The organism is Caballeronia sp. LZ028, assembly GCF_031451415.1.
GTDB classification, from domain to species: Bacteria; Pseudomonadota; Gammaproteobacteria; order Burkholderiales; family Burkholderiaceae; genus Caballeronia; species Caballeronia zhejiangensis.
In genome coordinates, this window is record NZ_JARUXN010000001.1 from 2,769,626 (window position 1) to 2,785,988 (window position 16,363).

Consider the following 16,363-nt stretch of genomic DNA (forward strand, 5'->3'; position numbering starts at 1 on the left):
CCGATCAAAGCGGCGGCACCGGCAGCGGCGCGCGCGGCGAGACGCCCGGCGTCTGCTCGCCCGGCGCCGGATGCAGCGAACGCACGGTCGCGAGACGGCGCGTCAGCTGATCGACCGCGTCGTTGCGCATGTCGTTGTAGAGCAGCGTCGCTTCCTGCGATTTCGCGAGCGTGTATTGATCGCTGTATGTCATCGAGCGATTCAGCGCGATGGTGCTCGGCGGAATCAGTAACGTGCCGTCGGCGCCGAGCAGTGTGTAGTTCAGCGAGAAGACGAGCTCGTATTCCTGGATCACGCCCTGCGCGTTCAGGCTCAGCGTGCGCATGCCCTGGCCTTCGTTCAGATTGAGCGTCGCGTCCGGCTTCTCGAACGGTTTGACGATCACGGTGTCGCTGCCGCCCTGAACCATGCGCTCGAGGCGCGCGACCATCTGCGGCGTGCCGCCGGTGATCGCGAGCCGCTTGAACGCGTAGTCCTGCTGGCCGCGAAGCTGGAAGCCGCACGCGGACAGCATCGCCGCGCCGCCGAGGAGCGGGACGAACGAGAGAAACGAGCGCCTGCTCGCGCTGACTTTGCCGGTCACATCCACTCCCTTGGTTGTGCGCATCAGACGACCACGTTGACGAGACGCCCCGGCACCACGATCACCTTCTTCGGTGTGCGGCCTTCGGCGAACTTCTCGAACATTTCGTGCGCGATCGCGGCCTTTTCGATGTCTTCGCGCGATGCCTCCTTCGCGACCGTCAGCGCGCCGCGTACCTTTCCGTTGACCTGCAGCACCAGCTCGATTTCCGACTGCTCGAGCGCGGCTTCGTCGACCTTCGGCCAGGGCGCGTCGAGGAGCGGGCCGAATTCCTTCTCGTAGCCGAGTTCCGACCACAACTGGAACGTGATGTGCGGCACGACCGGATACAGCACGCGCAACAGCACGCCGAAGGTTTCGTTCAGCACGCCGGCGCCGACGTTCTTCGCGCCTTCGACCGCGTTGAGCATCTTCATGGCGGCGGACACGACCGTGTTGTACTGCAGACGGCCGTAGTCGAAATCGGCCTGCTTCAGCACGGTATAGATTTCGCGGCGCAAGGTCTTCTCGGCGTCGCCGAGTTTCGATGCGTCGAGCTTCGCGTGCTGACGCAGCGCATCGGCGTTGTCATGCGCGAAGTGCCACACGCGGCGCAGGAAGCGGCTCGCGCCTTCGACGCCCGCGCCCGACCATTCGAGCGACTGCTCGGGCGGTGCGGCGAACATCACGAAAAGGCGGGCCGTGTCGGCGCCGTACTGATCGATCAGCGTTTGCGGATCGACGCCGTTGTTCTTCGACTTCGACATCTTCTCGACGCCGCCGAGCACGACCGGCTGGCCGTCCGCGTTCAGCGTCGCGCCCGTCGGGCGGCCCTTTTCATCGTGCGTGACCGTGACTTCGAGCGGGTTGTACCAAGTCTTCTTGCCGCTCGCGTCCTCGCGATAGAACGTTTCGTTCAGCACCATGCCCTGCGTGAGCAGATTCTTCGCGGGCTCGCTGAACTTGATGAGGCCCATGTCGCGCATGACCTTGGTCCAGAAGCGCGAGTACAAGAGGTGCAGAATCGCGTGCTCGATGCCGCCGATGTACTGATCCATCGGCATCCAGTAATCGGTGCGCTCGTCAACCATCGTCGGCGCGTCCGGCGCGGTGTAGCGCGAGAAGTACCAGGACGAATCGACGAAGGTGTCCATCGTGTCGGTTTCGCGCTTCGCCGCCGCGCCGCACTTCGGGCACGTGCAGTTCACGAACGCTTCCGACTTCGCGAGCGGGTTGCCCGAGCCGTCCGGCACGAGGTCTTCCGGCAGCACGACCGGCAGATCTTTCTCCGGCACCGGCACGTCGCCGCACGACGGGCAATGGATGATCGGAATCGGCGTGCCCCAGTAGCGCTGGCGCGAGATGCCCCAGTCGCGCAAACGCCAGGTGACCTGCTTGTCGCCGAGGTTCTTCGCCTTCAGATCGGCGGCGATCGCGTCGATGGCTTCTTCCGTCGTCAGGCCGTCGTACTTGCCGCTGTTGATGAGCCTGCCCGCGGTCTTGTCGCCGTACCATTCTTGCCAGGCGTCGGTCGAGTATGTCTTGCCCTCGACATCGATCACCTGTTTGATCGGCAGCTTGTACTTCTTCGCGAACGCGAAATCGCGCTCGTCGTGCGCCGGCACGCCCATCACCGCGCCTTCGCCGTAGGACATCAGCACGTAATTGCCGATCCACACTTCGACTTGTGCGCCCGTCAGCGGATGCGTGACGAAGAAGCCGGTCGGCACGCCCTTCTTTTCCATCGTCGCGACATCGGCTTCGGCCACGCCACCGCGCTTGCATTCGTCGATGAACGCCTGGAGATCGGCGTTGTCGCGCGCGAGGCGCGTGGCGAGCGGATGCTCCGCCGCGACCGCCGCGAACGTGACGCCCATGATCGTGTCGGCGCGCGTGGTGAATACGCGCAACAGTTTCGCTTCGCCGTCGATTTCATACGGGAAGCCGAAGTTCACGCCGAAGCTCTTGCCGATCCAGTTCTGCTGCATGATCTTGACGCGCTCGGGCCAGCCGAGGCCGTCGAGATCGTCGAGCAGTTGATCCGCGTAATCGGTGATGCGCAGGTAGTACATCGGGATTTCGCGCTTTTCGACGAGCGCGCCCGAGCGCCAGCCGCGCCCGTCGATGACCTGCTCGTTGGCGAGCACGGTCTGATCGACCGGATCCCAGTTGACCGTGCCCGTCTTCTTGTACGCGATGCCCTTTTCCAGCATCTTCAGGAACAGCCACTGGTTCCACTTGTAGTAATCCGGCGAGCAGGTGGCGACTTCGCGCGACCAGTCGATGGCGAGGCCCATCGACTGCATCTGCTTCTTCATGTACGCGATGTTCTCGTACGTCCACTTCGCCGGCGGCACGTTGTTCGCCATCGCCGCGTTTTCGGCGGGCATGCCGAACGCGTCCCAGCCCATCGGCATCAGCGTGTTGTGGCCGTTCATGCGCAAGTAACGGTACATCACGTCGTTGATGGTGTAGTTGCGCACGTGACCCATGTGCAGCTTGCCCGACGGATACGGCAGCATCGAGACGCAATAGAACTTGGGCTTGGCCGACGTCTCGGTCGTCCGGTAGACGTCGTTCGCGCGCCAGTTGCTCTGCGCGGCGGATTCGACGTCGGCGGGTGCGTATTTATCGTGCATGGTGTGGTTTGGCTTTCGGCAAATGCTGGGAACGGACTTTGGGACTCGCCGCTATCGATTCGGGCAACGAGTCCGGGCGCTGCGGCATTGCTGACACGGCGCGGCGTCGGAATTCGGGCCTGCTGGCTCGGGCCAAGGCCCGCCGAACGGGGAAACCGCGATTATACCGTTCGATGCGCGCCGGTTCGCGCGCTTATTGCGCGCGCGCTGGCTGCTGCGGTTTCGCGGGCTGCGTGACGAAGCCGATGCGCTCCAGACCGGCCTGCTGCGCCGCGCCCATTACCTGCGCGATGACGTCGTAGCGCGTCGCGCTCGACGCCCGCAGATGCAGTTCCGGCTTCTGCGCGCTCTTGCCCGCGTCGGCGAAACGCGCGCGCATCTGATCGAAAGTGACAGGCGTGTCGTTCCAGAAGAGCTTGCCGGCGTCGTCGATGGACAGCGTGACGGTTTGCGGCGTCTCGCGCGCGGGCTGCGACGAGACTTTCGGCAAATCGAGCCGGATCGCGTGCGTGAAAAGCGGCGCGGTGATGATGAAGATGACGAGCAGCACGAGCATGACGTCGATGAGCGGCGTCATGTTGATGTCCGCCATCGGCGCACCGTTCGTCTTCTTGTCGAGTCCGCCGAAGGCCATCGCCGCGTTCCTATTCGGCCGGACCGCACACGAACGCATGCAGATCGTGCGCGAATCCGTCGAGTTCCTCGGAAATCTGCCGCACGTAGCGCCCGAGAATGTTGTACGCGAGCACGGCGGGAATCGCGACGACGAGACCGAACGCCGTCATGATGAGCGCCTCGCCGACCGGCCCGGCGACGTTTTCGATCATCGCCTGACCGCTCGACGCGATGTTCGACAGCGCGTGATAAATGCCCCAGACGGTGCCGAGCAAGCCGACGAAAGGCGCCGTGCTCCCCACCGATGCGAGCAGAACCTGACCGAATTCGAGCCTTCGTTGCGAACGCAGCAACGCATGACGCAGCGCGCGCAACACGCGCTCGCTGCGCTCGACGCGGGCGAGCATCGCGCCGGGCATTTCAGCTTCCGATGCGCGCCACGCGGCTTCAGCGAGTGGCAGAAACACACGCTCGCGATCCGCGCGCTGCAATGCGCCGATGCCATCCTTCAAACTCGGCGCCTGCCAGAAACGCTGCAATGCGCGCGGACCTTGCCACTTGGCGCGCGCCAGAATCCACGCCTTCACGAGCAGGAAACACCAGCTCGCGAGCGACATGGCGAGCAGCAGACCCGCGACCGCGTGCGTCACGGCATCGCCGGATTGAAGGTAATGAATGACGCCCGTTGCTGCCATAAAAAATCAGCGCAGGCCGAGTACGTCCTGCATGTCGAAGAAGCCCTTGTCGTGCCCTTCGAGGAAACGCGCGGCGCGCAGCGCGCCCTGCGCGTACGACAGACGGCTCGCCGACTTGTGCGTGATCTCGATGCGCTCGCCGATGCCCGCGAAGAGCACCGTGTGATCGCCGACGATATCGCCGCCGCGAATCGCGGAAAAGCCGATCGTCGACGGATCGCGCTCGCCGGTCACGCCTTCGCGCGCGTACACGGCGCAGTCCTTCAGATCGCGGCCGAGCGCCTTGGCGATCACTTCGCCCATGCCGAGCGCGGTGCCCGACGGCGCATCCACCTTATGACGATGGTGCGCCTCGATGATCTCGATGTCGTAGCCGGTCGCGAAATGCTTCGCGGCGAATTCGAGCAGCTTCAACGTGACGTTCACGCCGACGCTCATGTTCGGCGCGAACACGACGCCGATCTTCTCGCCCGCCTGCTTCAGTTGCGCCTTTTGCTCGTCCGAAAAGCCGGTCGTGCCGACGATCATCTTCACGTTGTGCCGCAGCGCCGCTTCCAGATGCGCCATCGTGCCTTCGGGACGCGTGAAGTCGATGAGGGCGTCGGCGTCGGCGAACACGCGCTCGATGTCGTCCGTCAGCAACACGCCCGTGGTCTTGCCGAGGAACGCGCCCGCGTCCTGTCCGAGCTGCGGCGCGCCGGGGCGGTCGAGGGCGCCGGCGAGTTGCGCTTCGGGCTCGTTGAGGACGGTTTCGATCAGCATCCGGCCCATGCGGCCCGACGCGCCGGCAATGGCGATCTTCATGGCAGTCTCGTGTTGAATCGCGCGCGGCACGCGCGACGGATGATGCGAATGGGCTGTGCGGATGAAGCGGCGCCGCGTCGACGCATGGCGCGGCTTCGTCCTCGAGCGGCTGAACTGCTTACTGGCTTTGCTGCGGCAGATAGAACTGCGCCTGGCCGCTTGCGTTGGCCGGAGCCGGCGACGAACCCGCCGGACCGACCGCGCTGCTGTCCGGAATGTTGATCGTCTGCGGGCGGCGCTGCAGCTGAATCTGCGAGTTGCTGCCGGAACTGTTGGTGGAACCCGGCGCGCCGCCCGAGCTCGTCGGCGCGCTGCTGAACGCCGAGGAGCGCTGACGCCCCGTCGGCATTTCGACTTGCGCCGTTGCGCGGTTCGCGGCCTGCGCGGCTTCCTGGTTCGCATCGCCGGCAAATGCCGCTGCCGTATTCGGTTGCGTCGACGGCTCGCCGACCGGCGCTGTCACCGCCGCGGTCGACGCCACCGGCGCGGATGCCGCCGCCGGCGTCGCAGGCTTCGCGACCTTGACGCCCTTGTCGCCGTCGATTTCGGCGAGCAGCTCGAGGTTCGACGGCAAGTTCTCGCCGCCCGACCAGCTCACGACGCGATCGCTCGCGAAGTTGACGACGAAGTCACGCTGCTGAACGACGGATGTCGACCCACGCTTGAAATAGAACACGTAGTCCCAGCGATCGGCGTGGAACATGTCCGTCAGAAGCGGCGTGCCGAGGAGTTGCTTCACCTGATCACGCGACATGCCGACCTGCATCTGCGCCGCGGCTTCCGCCGAAACGAAATTGCCTTGCACAACCGTTATCCGGTACGGCGTGATGCTTTGCGCGATCTTCTGCGTGACGCTGTCGTACGTCGAGCAGCCGGCGAGCAATGCGGCCAAGGTTGCTGCTATTACGGTTCCCCGCATGCGACGGCTCTCCCTGCAATTCGATAAATATTTGGAAAACATTTCACCTTTCACGCGAGGCGCTTCAAGGCCGCACTCATTTCGGCCCTCATTAGCTAATTCACCTTGACGCCTTGACGCCGCTTGGGATGTCAGGATTTGGCAAAACGCATTACTATGAGAACCTTGAATTGTACTCTAGGGATGCCTAGCCATGACCAATCCCGCCGATCTCAAGAATATCGGGCTCAAGGCGACCCTGCCCCGCCTCAAGATTCTCGAAATTTTCCAGCACAGTCCGGTGCGCCATCTGACCGCTGAAGACGTGTATCGAAGCCTGCTCAACGAAGAGCTCGATATCGGTCTTGCGACGGTTTATCGCGTGCTCACGCAGTTCGAGCAAGCCGGCCTGCTGTCGCGAAGCAATTTCGAATCGGGCAAGGCCGTCTTCGAGCTCAACGAGGGATCGCACCACGATCACCTCGTGTGCATCGACTGCGGCCGCGTCGAAGAGTTTTTCGATGCGGAGATCGAACGCCGTCAGCAATCGATCGCGAAGGAACGCGGTTTCAAGCTCCACGAGCATGCGCTCGCGCTGTACGGCGCATGCACGAAGGAAAACTGCCCGCACCGCAAGCATTGAGCTTCGCGCGCCGCTCTTGGGCGCGCGGATGAAAAAACCGCCGTTCATCTCGCGATGGACGGCGGTTTCGTTTCGCCCGTACGTTTCATGTTATGCGCATGCGATCGATTCGCAATTGCATTTCGATTACCGCATGTTGTATCAAGCTGCGCGCGCGGCCGCTTCGATCAGCGCGTAACGTTCGGGCAGGTCGATTTCGTCGCAATTCGGCAAGTCGCCGCCGCGATCGACGACGATGAAATCGCCCGGCTCGTCGAGCACGATCAGCGGGTGATGCCACACGCCGCGCGCATAGTTCACGCCCTGCCAGCCGCGCGCGTAAAAGGCCCGCAGACCAGCCGCATCGAACTCGCCCGCAGGCGCGACGACCACGAGATAGCGCACGTCCGCGAGCGGCACGAAAGCCTGACTGCCGAGCGGATGGCGCTCCATCATCGAAACCACGACCGGCTGCGGGCGCGGCTGGCCGCGAAACACGTTGATAAGCGGCCGCCCTCCGCTTTCGAAGCCGACTTCCACGTTCGCGAGATCGTGAAAGCGCTCCGTCGTGCCCGCGTTGATCGGGAAATGACGCGCGCCTTTGAGTTCGATGACATCGCCGAACGGGGCGAAGGCTTCGCGCGTGAGCGGTTCGAGCGTCAATGTTTTCATTCGATTCCTCCGAAGATGCGCGATTCCGCGAGGTGCGTGTCGCGACAGTCGGTCATTTCAATGCCCGGGTTGCGTCGAGTCAGATCGCGTGCGCGTGTTCGTTGCCGTGCGCGCCTTGCTCCGATTGCGGCGCGGCGGGCACGAAGCGATACTCGGCGTCCTGATCGAGCACGCGTTGGGCGCGCGCCCGGTCGATGTCGTTCTCCCAGACGCCGACGACCACCGTCGCCACGCAGTTGCCGATCAGATTCGTCACCGCGCGCGCGATGCCGACGAACCAGTCGACCGGCAGGATCAGCACGAGGCCGAGCACGGGAATGGCGGGAATGGCGGAGAGCGTCGCGGCAAGAATCACGATGGCGGAGCCGGGAATGCCGTGCGCGCCCTTCGACGTCACCAGCGACACGAGCACGACGACGATCAGGTCATGCATCGACAGCGGCGTGTTGGTCGCCTGCGCGATGAAGATCACCGCGAGCGTGAGATAGATCGAGAAGCCGTCGAGGTTGAACGAGTAGCCGGTCGGAATCACGAGACCGACGGTCGAATCCTTCACGCCCATCCATTCGAGCTTGCGCATGATCTGCGGCAGCACGGCATCCGACGACGCGGTGCCGAGCACGATCGACAATTCCTCGCGCAGATAGCGCACGAGCTTGAAGATCGAGAAGCCCGCGAGGCGCATCACGATACCCAGCACGACGAACACGAACAGGAAGCAGCTCGCGTAGAACACAATCACGAGCAGGCCGAGCTGCTTGAGCGACGCGACGCCGTACTGGCCGGTCGTGAAGGCGATCGCGCCGAGCACGCCGAGCGGCGCGAGCTTGATGATGAACGCCATGATGCGGAAAAACACATGCGACAGCTCGTCGATGAAAACCGTCACGCGCTGTGCCTTTTCGCCGAGCATCGAGAGCGCCGAGCCGAACAGGATCGCGAACACGAGCACTTGCAGGATGTCGCCTTTGGCGAAAGCGTCGATCGCGGTGTCGGGGATGATCTTCAACAGGAAGCCCGCGGTGTCCTTCAGGCTTTTTGCGTGCTCCGTGTAGGTCGCGAGCGACGCGGCATTGAGCGAATGCAGATCGATGTTCATGCCGACGCCCGGCCGCGTGAACCATGCGAGCAGCGCGCCGATGACAAGTGCGAGCGTCGTCATGATCTCGAAGTAGACGACCGCCTTCAGTCCGACGCGTCCCACTTTCTTCAGATCGCCCGCGCTCGCCATGCCGCTCACGACGACGCAGAAAACGATCGGTCCGATCACCATCTTGATGAGCTTCAGGAAACCGTCGCCCAAAGGCCGCAACGACTGGCCGAAATGCGGAAACAGCGCGCCGACCACCACGCCGATGACCAGCGCGATCATCACCCTGCCGAACAGCGAATTCAGAAATCTCGACACGACCGTCTCCTCGTGTAATGTCTCGGGACCAGAGCACCAGAGCAACTGTTCCGACTGGTCGGACCAGTACTGTGATGGGGAATATTAGAAAGCCGATATAGAGCCGTCAAGGAAGCATTGGTAGCGGTTTACCCTGTTCCGGTCGGGTACGGAAATGGCCGCGACACGGTCGTTCACACGTGCGCACGGCACGCGCATACAATGGCGGTCAGACCGGCCAATTCAGTTTTCTTCCTATGAAAAACGTCCCGCATACCGTGACCGACGCCGCCATCGCGACCATTCGCGAGCGCATCGAATCGAGCATGTATCCGGTCGGGAGTCTGCTTCCGGCGCAGCGGCAGCTATCGGAAGAATTGGCGATCAGCCGGGCGTCGCTACGCGAGGCGCTCTCGACGCTCGAAGCGCTCGGCATGCTGCACATCCGGCCCGGCAAAGGCGTGTATGTCAGCAGTGCGCAGGCAAGCAACGCACATCCGTGGCGCTTCGCCGATCAGGCGTCGTTGCCCGACACCTATCAGATGCGCTTCGCGCTGGAGGGATTCGTCGCGCGGCTCGCGGCGCATTCGATCGGCGACGCGGACATCGACTGGCTCGACGACAATCTCGACTCGCTGCACGCCGCGTTGACCGAATCGGCGCTGGAAGAAGCCGCGCAACTCGACTTCGCGTTTCACATGCGTATCGTGAGTCTCGCGGGCAATGCGGCGATCGAATCGATCCTGCGCGGCAGCGCCGACATCATGAAGGAGAGCCAGCGGCTGCCGTTCTATCGGCGCGAACTGGTGTTATCGACGTATCACGAACACGCGGTCATCATCGAGGCTCTGAAGGCGCGCGACGGCGAGAAGGCCGGCCGCGCGATCGAAGGTCACATCGTCAACGCGGCGCAGCGTGCGGGCGTGCATTTTCCCGTTCCGAGCAAAGCTTGAGGCGAAAAAAAGCCGCTCCGAAGAGCGGCTTTGTCGTTTCAGCAGGCTGAAACTTACTTCGCGTTCGCGAGGGCGACCGCCGTATCCAGCATGCGGTTAGAGAAGCCCCATTCGTTGTCGTACCAGCTCGACACCTTCACGAGACGGCCCGACACCTTCGTGAGCGTCGAATCGAACGTCGACGAAGCCGGGTTGTGGTTGTAGTCGATCGAAACCAGCGGCGCATCGTTGTAGCCGAGCACGCCCTTCAGTTCGCCTTCCGACGCTTCCTTCATGATCTTGTTGATCTCTTCGACCGTCGTATCGCGCGCGGCGATGAACGACAGATCGACGACCGACACGTTGATCGTCGGGACGCGGATCGCGTAGCCATCCAGCTTGCCGTTCAGCTCGGGCAGCACGAGGCCGACGGCCGAAGCAGCGCCCGTCTTCGTCGGGATCTGGCTGTGCGTGGCCGAGCGCGCGCGGCGCAGGTCTTCGTGGTACACGTCCGTCAGAACCTGGTCGTTCGTGTACGCGTGGATCGTGGTCATCAGACCGTTCACCAGGCCGATCTTGTCGTTCAACGGCTTGACGAGCGGCGCGAGGCAGTTCGTCGTGCACGATGCGTTCGAGATGACCGTGTCCGACGCCTTCAGCACGTTGTGATTCACGCCGTACACGATGGTCGCGTCGACGTCCTTGCCGCCCGGCGCCGAGATGATGACCTTCTTCGCGCCGCCCTTGATGTGCGCGCTCGCCTTTTCCTTCGTCGTGAAGAAGCCGGTGCACTCCATCACCACGTCGACCTTCAGCTCGCCCCACGGCAGTTCGGCCGGGTTGCGGTTCGCCAGAACGCGGATCTTGTCGCCGTTGACGACGAGGTAATCGCCGTCCACCGACACTTCGCCCGGGAACTTGCCGTGCGCCGTGTCGTACTGCGTCAGGTGCGCGTTGGTCTTGGCATCGCCGAGGTCGTTGATGGCGACGATCTCGATGTCGTGCTTCTTGCCGTTTTCATAGAGGGCGCGCAGCGTGTTGCGGCCGATACGGCCATAGCCGTTGATTGCAACGCGAATCGTCATGGTCTATCTCCTTGGCTTAAAAAAACCTGCTTCGCTGACCGCGAATTTTACTGCGCGGCGAGGACGGCCTTCGCCGTCGCGACAACATGCTCCACCGTGAAGCCGAAATGCTTGAACAGCGCGCCCGCCGGAGCCGACTCGCCGAACGTGTCGATGCCGACCACGCCGCCCTCGAGGCCCACATACTTGCGCCAGAAATCCGTCACGCCCGCTTCGATCGCCACGCGCGCCACGCCCTTCGGCAGCACGCGCTCACGATACTCGGCGTCCTGCTTGTCGAAGACGTTCGTGCACGGCATCGACACGACGCGCGCGCCGATGCCTTCCTTCGCCAGCGCCTCTACGGCTTGCATCGCGAGCTGCACTTCCGAGCCGGTCGCGATGAGGATGATCTTGCGCGCGGGGATATCGTCGTTCCAGTCGCGCAGCACGTAGCCGCCCTTCGCGATGTTGGCGATCTGAATGTCGTTGCGCGGCGAGAATTGCAGATTCTGGCGGCTGAAAATCAGCGTCGACGGGCCGTTGTGCGCGATCGAATGCGTCCACGCGACCGCCGTTTCGACCGTATCGGCCGGACGCCACGTCTGCAGATTCGGGATCAGGCGCAGGCTCGACACATGTTCGATCGACTGGTGCGTCGGACCGTCTTCGCCGAGACCGATGGAATCGTGCGTGAAGACGAAGATCGAGCGCGACTTCATCAGCGCGGCGACGCGCAGCGCGTTGCGGCTGTAGTCCGAGAACGTCAGGAACGTGCCGCCGAACGGACGATAGCCGCCATGCAGCGCGATGCCGTTGATCGCAGCCGACATGCCGAACTCGCGTACGCCGTAGTTGATGTGATTGCCCCACTGGATGCCCGCGTGTTCCGGATTCGCGTTTTCGGCGTCGCCTGCGGCGCGAACGGCTTTGGAAGCCTTCCAGTTGGTGAGGTTCGAGCCGGTCAGGTCGGCCGAGCCGCCGAGCAGTTCCGGCAGTGCCGCGGCCAGCCCTTCGATGGCGTTCTGCGAGGCCTTGCGCGTCGCGATGGTTTCGGCCTTCTGATTCGCGTCCTCGATGATCTTCGCGGCAGCTTCGGCCCAGTTCGCGGGCAGCTCGCCGCTCATGCGGCGCGTGAATTCGCTCGCTTCCGACGCGTACTTCGCGCGATAGGCGTCGAACGCCTTGTTCCATTCCGCTTCGGCGTGCGTGCCTTGTTCCTTCGCGTCCCACGCCGCATACACTTCCTGCGGAATTTCGAACGGACCGTAGTTCCAGCCGATCGCCGCGCGCGTCGCCGCGATTTCCTTGTCGCCGAGCGGCGCGCCGTGCGCGTCGTGACCGCCCGCCTTCGTCGGCGCTCCCTTGCCGATGACCGTGCGGCAGCAGATCAGCGTCGGCTTGTCCGACTTCTTCGCGGCGGCGATAGCGGCATCGACTGCATCGACGTTGTGGCCGTCCACGGCGCGGATCACGTTCCAGCCATACGCTTCGAAGCGCTTCGGCGTGTCGTCGTGGAACCAGTGCTCGACGTGGCCGTCGATGGAAATGCCGTTGTCGTCGTACAGCGCGATCAGCTTGTTGAGCTTGAGCGTGCCCGCGAGCGAGCACGCTTCGTGCGAAATGCCTTCCATCAGGCAGCCGTCGCCAAGGAACACGTACGTGTAGTGATCGACGATCTTCGCGTCAGCCTTGTTGAATTCGGCGGCGAGCAGCGCCTCGGCGAGCGCCATGCCGACCGCATTGCCGACGCCCTGGCCGAGCGGGCCCGTGGTCGTCTCGACGCCGGCCGTGATGCCGTATTCCGGATGGCCCGGCGTCTTCGAATGCAGTTGACGGAAGTTCTTGAGCTCGCTCATCGGCAGGCCATAGCCGGTGAGGTGCAGCAGCGAATACAGCAACATCGAGCCGTGACCGTTCGACAACACGAAACGGTCGCGATCGAACCAGTGCGGATTCGCGGGATTGTGCTTCAGATGGCGCGACCACAGCGCGACGCCGATTTCCGCCATGCCCATCGGCATGCCGGGATGGCCGGAGTTGGCTTGTTGAACGGCGTCCATGGCGAGCGCGCGGATTGCGTTGGCCATGAGGGCGGTCTGGCTGGAGGTCGGGATCGTCATGTCGAGTCTGGGCAGGTGCTGAAATGATCCGCGGTGCTTCTCTTGCAGTACTTCTCACTCGGGCCGGACCCGCACACACCACGTTTTCAGGACCGGAACGACTTGGAAACGACGAGAAACGACGAGGATCGGAAGCCCATCATTCTAACAGACCGGTCCGATTGACACGCGTCTGTAAGGGCGCAGTTCCGGTGCGTCCGGACGTCCCGGGCGCGGGCATGTTCCGTGCACTTCACGCGTCGCCGCACTGTCACGGCGGCATGACAATCCGTGACCTTACACGGTAACGCGCGCGGTCAACGGACGTTCATCTGGCGAAATCCGTCCGGCGCGCGGCGTATCGCGCAGGTTCCTTGCCGGTCCATTGATCGTACGGCTTCATGGCAAAATGCTTCCCAATGTGCAGCAGCAAGGCTTCAAGGAGTGCTTTCGATGACCGACCCTCGCCCCGCCGACGTGCCCTGGCTGACTCCGTATCTCACCGTGCGCGACGCACGCGTGAGCATTGCGTTTTATGAAAAAGCGCTAGGCTTCGCGGTGCGCGACAGCGTCAACGACGACGGCACGGTCATCCATGTCGAGATGACGTATCGCGGGCAGTTGATCGTGATGTTCGCGCCCGAAGGCGCGTACGGTTCGCAGGCGCGCACGCCGAAGAGCGCGGGGCAAATGGCGCCGCAGTCCTTCTATTTATACGTCGATGACGTCGACGCCACGTTCCATCAGGCGCTCGCAGTCGGCGCGAAGGCGCTCATCGAGCCGCAGGACCAGTTCTGGGGCGACCGCTTCGCGCAGATCGAAGATCCGGACGGCTATCGCTGGGCGATCGCGCGGCATCTGCGCTGAGCGCGCAGGCATTCTCACTATCCGCGGACGGCCGAGTCCGCGATCAATCACTCATGCCACGTTTTCATGTCGACGGCCCGCTCTGCGCAGGCCAAACCTTCGCCCTTCCGGATGACGTCGTGCGTCATGTGCACGTCCTGCGTCTGCAAACGGGCGATGCAATCACACTCTTCGATGGCCGCGGCGGCGAATATCGCGGCGAGCTCGTCGATATCGCCAAACGCGCGGCGACCGCGCGCATCGACGAACACAGCGATCGCGAGGCCGAGCCGCCGTATCGCGTGACGCTCGCACAAGGCGTGGCGGGCGGCGACAAGATGGACTGGCTCATCGAGAAGGCGGTGGAACTCGGCGTCTCGGGCATTGCGCCGATCACGGCCGAGCGCGGCGTCGTGCGTCTCGCCGGCGAGCGCGCATTGCGTCGCCAGGCGCACTGGCAGGCGCTCACGCGCGCGGCGTGCGAGCAATGCGGGCGCAATCGCGTGCCCGAGGTTGCGCCGCCGCGCGATCTCGACGTCTGGCTCGCCGACCTGCCCGCCGCCATCGACGGCGAACTGCGCCTCCTTCTCTCGCCGCGCGCCGAAGTCAGCTTTGCGTCATTGCCCGTCGATCCGCCGGCGAGTCCCGTCACTTTGCTGATCGGGCCGGAAGCGGGTTTTTCGCCCGCGGAAGAAACCGCGATCGTCGATGCGGGTTTTTCCACGCTCGGGCTCGGCCCGCGCGTGCTGCGCACGGAGACGGCGGGCATTGCGGTGTTGGCGGCGCTGGCCGCGCGCTGGGGCGGCTGGTAAAAAAATAGCCCGATGGAAACCCATCGGGCTATTTTCCTGCTTTGCGCCGGCCTTGGTTCGAATGCTCAGACGAACGAATAGAACACGCGGAAAGCCACTTTCCTTTCCGCCCAGAATTCCGCCGCGTCGCGGAATACGTCCAGCAGCACTTCGCGGCCTTCCTTGTCGAACTTCTGCGCGATCGGCAGTTGTTCCAGCACGATCACGAAACCCGGTTGCGAGCCCGCCTTGTGAACGAGATCGGTGAGCGAATCGTAAAGCGCGTCGTAGTTCTTGCCGAAGTGTTTGGGAAAGAGAAACGAAAGAGCGATAGTCTCGAGCACTTCCTGTTTGCTCTGCGCATGGCCGAGATACGCGTACAGGAAATGCTGGCCGAGGCGGTTCGCTTCGTCCGCGAGATCCTGCACCCGGAACGCGCGAATCGACTGCACGATGTTCGGCCGCACGGTTGCGAACAGCGATTCCGAATCCTCTTGCGGATGGAGCTCCTCGGGCCTGGTCTCGTCGTCGGGTCTGTTGTCGTGTTCTGTCATGCGTAGCCGCAATACTCGCTGGAACAGGTTGCCATCGCCGGTGGCGAAAAGATCACCCGCGACGCTGTGGTCGTGCGCGTAGATGTTGTCGCTCATGCCGTTAATCCCGTAGTTGATCCGCAATGCGTTTGAAACTGGCGTAGTGGTCGTCCGTGTAGTAGCAATCGTCGAGCTTCTTCTTCGGACCGCCACACACGATCCGGCGCGCGCCGCGATCCCGCGCGCGAGGCGTGGGAACGGTGTATTCGTGGTAGTAGCCGCGTGGATGCCGCGGAAGCAAACGCTCGCGATTGCCGAACACGACGCCGTCCTTCTCGAAAGGGAAAGGGCCGCCCGCTTCGATCAGCCGCAAGGTTGCGACCGCCTGCTTGGGCAACTGCGCAATGTAGACGGTGGCCAGCCCGTCGCGCTCCTGCTCGCCGGTCGCTTGCGGTTGCCGCACCTGCGCTTCACGGACCGGTTCGGCCGGCGAGACGGGCGCCGGACTCGCCGAAGCAACCATCTCCTGAACGCCGCTTCGAGGTTCATCCTTGCCGCACGCGCCCAACAGGACGCTCAAGGCGACGAAAAACGAAAGAGCCCTCGCGCGTGTCACCAAACGGTTGTCCTCGCGTTACACCAGAATTCACGACCATGAAAGATGTAAGGGTATCGCTAATGACAGGGCGAAGCAACGTTCGCCCGAAAATCGGAAATTTTTTCGCAGTTTGGACCGATCCCGCAAATTCTGATGACGTAATCATCCGAAGAATTAGTCGAAATCTGAGAGATTTTTATCCCAGTCAGGATAATAATTTGCTCGTGGGATCTGAAGCGTTGGACGAGCCGCCTCACTCGTCGCCAGTTTCGCGGCATCGCGCTTGCCGTTCGATCCCGCTTTTTGCGTGTAAAGCAAACACTCCTTTGCTTTTTTCGCGGCGTGCCGTGTGTCCACGGCACGCTTTTTTTTCGCGCAAAAAAAGCGGCGGGAAAGCCCGCCGCGTTCTTGGTCAAAGCACGCCGCGATCAGCGCGCCGCCGATGCATCCGCCACCAGCAATGCCGTCATGTTGACGATTCGCCGCACCGTCGCCGATGAAGTGAGCACGTGAACCGGCTTCGCCGCGCCGAGCAGGATCGGCCCGATCGCGATGCCGCTTCCCGCCGCCGTCTTCAGCAGGTTGTACGAGATGTTCGCCGCG

The 16,363-nt window shown here is 63.3% G+C and carries 17 protein-coding genes; 4 read left to right on the top strand and 13 right to left on the bottom strand.

The window, feature by feature from the left end; all coding sequences use genetic code 11:
* Positions 1-4 precede the first annotated feature (4 nt).
* The 6 genes from lptE to QCE58_RS13150 form a co-directional block, all read right to left on the bottom strand.
* Positions 5-514 (bottom strand): LPS assembly lipoprotein LptE, encoded by a 510-nt coding sequence (gene lptE / locus QCE58_RS13125; protein WP_409014118.1) that lies wholly within the window; start codon positions 512-514, stop codon positions 5-7.
* Positions 515-606: 92 nt separating this feature from the next.
* Positions 607-3,201 carry a leucine--tRNA ligase gene (gene leuS, locus QCE58_RS13130; protein WP_239295141.1) on the bottom strand — a complete coding sequence of 865 codons (2,595 nt, stop codon included), beginning with the start codon at positions 3,199-3,201 and terminating at the stop codon, positions 607-609.
* Between the two features lie 193 nt (positions 3,202-3,394).
* The gene (locus tag QCE58_RS13135; RefSeq protein WP_239295142.1) at positions 3,395-3,835 is read right to left on the bottom strand and encodes a biopolymer transporter ExbD; all 441 of its coding nucleotides are present in this window, start codon (positions 3,833-3,835) and stop codon (positions 3,395-3,397) included.
* A gap of 10 nt (positions 3,836-3,845) precedes the next feature.
* Complete coding sequence (locus QCE58_RS13140; RefSeq protein ID WP_239295143.1) at positions 3,846-4,511, bottom strand: MotA/TolQ/ExbB proton channel family protein; 666 nt, start codon at positions 4,509-4,511, stop codon at positions 3,846-3,848.
* A gap of 6 nt (positions 4,512-4,517) precedes the next feature.
* On the bottom strand, positions 4,518-5,315 hold the full coding sequence (gene dapB, locus QCE58_RS13145) for a 4-hydroxy-tetrahydrodipicolinate reductase (protein WP_008342862.1): 798 nt from the start codon (positions 5,313-5,315) through the stop codon (positions 4,518-4,520).
* 118 nt (positions 5,316-5,433) lie between these two features.
* Entirely contained in the window at positions 5,434-6,234 is an 801-nt protein-coding gene (locus QCE58_RS13150) for an outer membrane protein assembly factor BamE (RefSeq protein ID WP_033537302.1), read from the bottom strand.
* A 193-nt stretch (positions 6,235-6,427) separates the two neighbouring features.
* On the opposite strand from QCE58_RS13150, the gene fur reads away from it, so the two are divergent.
* A complete protein-coding gene (gene fur, locus QCE58_RS13155) occupies positions 6,428-6,856 on the top strand; it encodes a ferric iron uptake transcriptional regulator (protein WP_008342866.1) in 429 nt (142 codons plus the stop codon).
* 141 nt (positions 6,857-6,997) lie between these two features.
* Here the strand turns inward: fur and QCE58_RS13160 are convergent, their stop codons facing one another.
* Together QCE58_RS13160 and QCE58_RS13165 are read right to left on the bottom strand one after the other, a co-directional pair.
* A complete protein-coding gene (locus tag QCE58_RS13160) occupies positions 6,998-7,507 on the bottom strand; it encodes an ureidoglycolate lyase (protein WP_250481638.1) in 510 nt (169 codons plus the stop codon).
* Positions 7,508-7,586: 79 nt separating this feature from the next.
* Positions 7,587-8,915, bottom strand: coding sequence for a C4-dicarboxylate transporter DctA (locus QCE58_RS13165; protein ID WP_239295146.1), 1,329 nt, complete (start codon positions 8,913-8,915; stop codon positions 7,587-7,589).
* A gap of 236 nt (positions 8,916-9,151) precedes the next feature.
* Here QCE58_RS13165 and QCE58_RS13170 point away from each other — a divergent pair, with 236 nt between their 5' ends.
* On the top strand, positions 9,152-9,847 hold the full coding sequence (locus tag QCE58_RS13170; protein WP_034471690.1) for a FadR/GntR family transcriptional regulator: 696 nt from the start codon (positions 9,152-9,154) through the stop codon (positions 9,845-9,847).
* A gap of 53 nt (positions 9,848-9,900) precedes the next feature.
* Here QCE58_RS13170 and gap read toward each other — a convergent pair whose 3' ends face one another.
* Positions 9,901-10,911, bottom strand: coding sequence for a type I glyceraldehyde-3-phosphate dehydrogenase (gene gap, locus QCE58_RS13175; RefSeq protein WP_008342872.1), 1,011 nt, complete (start codon positions 10,909-10,911; stop codon positions 9,901-9,903).
* Positions 10,912-10,958: 47 nt separating this feature from the next.
* Positions 10,959-13,013: a transketolase gene (tkt, locus tag QCE58_RS13180; protein ID WP_250481640.1), complete on the bottom strand. Its 2,055-nt coding sequence runs from the start codon at positions 13,011-13,013 to the stop codon at positions 10,959-10,961.
* A 432-nt stretch (positions 13,014-13,445) separates the two neighbouring features.
* Here tkt and QCE58_RS13185 point away from each other — a divergent pair, with 432 nt between their 5' ends.
* Positions 13,446-13,859: a glyoxalase/bleomycin resistance/extradiol dioxygenase family protein gene (locus QCE58_RS13185; RefSeq protein ID WP_008342874.1), complete on the top strand. Its 414-nt coding sequence runs from the start codon at positions 13,446-13,448 to the stop codon at positions 13,857-13,859.
* A 53-nt stretch (positions 13,860-13,912) separates the two neighbouring features.
* Positions 13,913-14,650, top strand: a complete 738-nt coding sequence (locus QCE58_RS13190; protein WP_250521398.1) for a 16S rRNA (uracil(1498)-N(3))-methyltransferase — start codon at positions 13,913-13,915, stop codon at positions 14,648-14,650.
* 65 nt (positions 14,651-14,715) lie between these two features.
* On the opposite strand, the gene QCE58_RS13195 is transcribed toward QCE58_RS13190, so the two are convergent.
* The 3 genes from QCE58_RS13195 to QCE58_RS13205 all read right to left on the bottom strand — a co-directional run.
* The gene (locus QCE58_RS13195; protein WP_008342876.1) at positions 14,716-15,279 is read right to left on the bottom strand and encodes a barstar family protein; all 564 of its coding nucleotides are present in this window, start codon (positions 15,277-15,279) and stop codon (positions 14,716-14,718) included.
* Positions 15,280-15,283: 4 nt separating this feature from the next.
* The gene (locus tag QCE58_RS13200) at positions 15,284-15,778 is read right to left on the bottom strand and encodes a ribonuclease domain-containing protein (protein ID WP_033537314.1); all 495 of its coding nucleotides are present in this window, start codon (positions 15,776-15,778) and stop codon (positions 15,284-15,286) included.
* Positions 15,779-16,188: 410 nt separating this feature from the next.
* The coding region (locus QCE58_RS13205) for a phosphate acyltransferase (RefSeq protein ID WP_309779752.1) at positions 16,189-16,363 on the bottom strand (175 nt) is incomplete at its 5' end.

What these genes read in the sequence shown, in the direction of transcription:
- fur (WP_008342866.1), top strand. Translation starts at nt 6,428, where the DNA reads ATGACCAATCCCGCCGATCTCAAGAATATCGGGCTCAAGGCGACCCTG.
- QCE58_RS13150 (WP_033537302.1), bottom strand. Translation starts at nt 6,234, where the DNA reads ATGCGGGGAACCGTAATAGCAGCAACCTTGGCCGCATTGCTCGCCGGC.
- QCE58_RS13135 (WP_239295142.1), bottom strand. Translation starts at nt 3,835, where the DNA reads ATGGCCTTCGGCGGACTCGACAAGAAGACGAACGGTGCGCCGATGGCG.
- tkt (WP_250481640.1), bottom strand. Translation starts at nt 13,013, where the DNA reads ATGACGATCCCGACCTCCAGCCAGACCGCCCTCATGGCCAACGCAATC.
- QCE58_RS13190 (WP_250521398.1), top strand. Translation starts at nt 13,913, where the DNA reads ATGCCACGTTTTCATGTCGACGGCCCGCTCTGCGCAGGCCAAACCTTC.
- gap (WP_008342872.1), bottom strand. Translation starts at nt 10,911, where the DNA reads ATGACGATTCGCGTTGCAATCAACGGCTATGGCCGTATCGGCCGCAAC.
- QCE58_RS13185 (WP_008342874.1), top strand. Translation starts at nt 13,446, where the DNA reads ATGACCGACCCTCGCCCCGCCGACGTGCCCTGGCTGACTCCGTATCTC.
- dapB (WP_008342862.1), bottom strand. Translation starts at nt 5,315, where the DNA reads ATGAAGATCGCCATTGCCGGCGCGTCGGGCCGCATGGGCCGGATGCTG.
- QCE58_RS13170 (WP_034471690.1), top strand. Translation starts at nt 9,152, where the DNA reads ATGAAAAACGTCCCGCATACCGTGACCGACGCCGCCATCGCGACCATT.
- QCE58_RS13195 (WP_008342876.1), bottom strand. Translation starts at nt 15,279, where the DNA reads ATGAGCGACAACATCTACGCGCACGACCACAGCGTCGCGGGTGATCTT.
- leuS (WP_239295141.1), bottom strand. Translation starts at nt 3,201, where the DNA reads ATGCACGATAAATACGCACCCGCCGACGTCGAATCCGCCGCGCAGAGC.
- QCE58_RS13160 (WP_250481638.1), bottom strand. Translation starts at nt 7,507, where the DNA reads ATGAAAACATTGACGCTCGAACCGCTCACGCGCGAAGCCTTCGCCCCG.
- lptE (WP_409014118.1), bottom strand. Translation starts at nt 514, where the DNA reads ATGCTGTCCGCGTGCGGCTTCCAGCTTCGCGGCCAGCAGGACTACGCG.
- QCE58_RS13140 (WP_239295143.1), bottom strand. Translation starts at nt 4,511, where the DNA reads ATGGCAGCAACGGGCGTCATTCATTACCTTCAATCCGGCGATGCCGTG.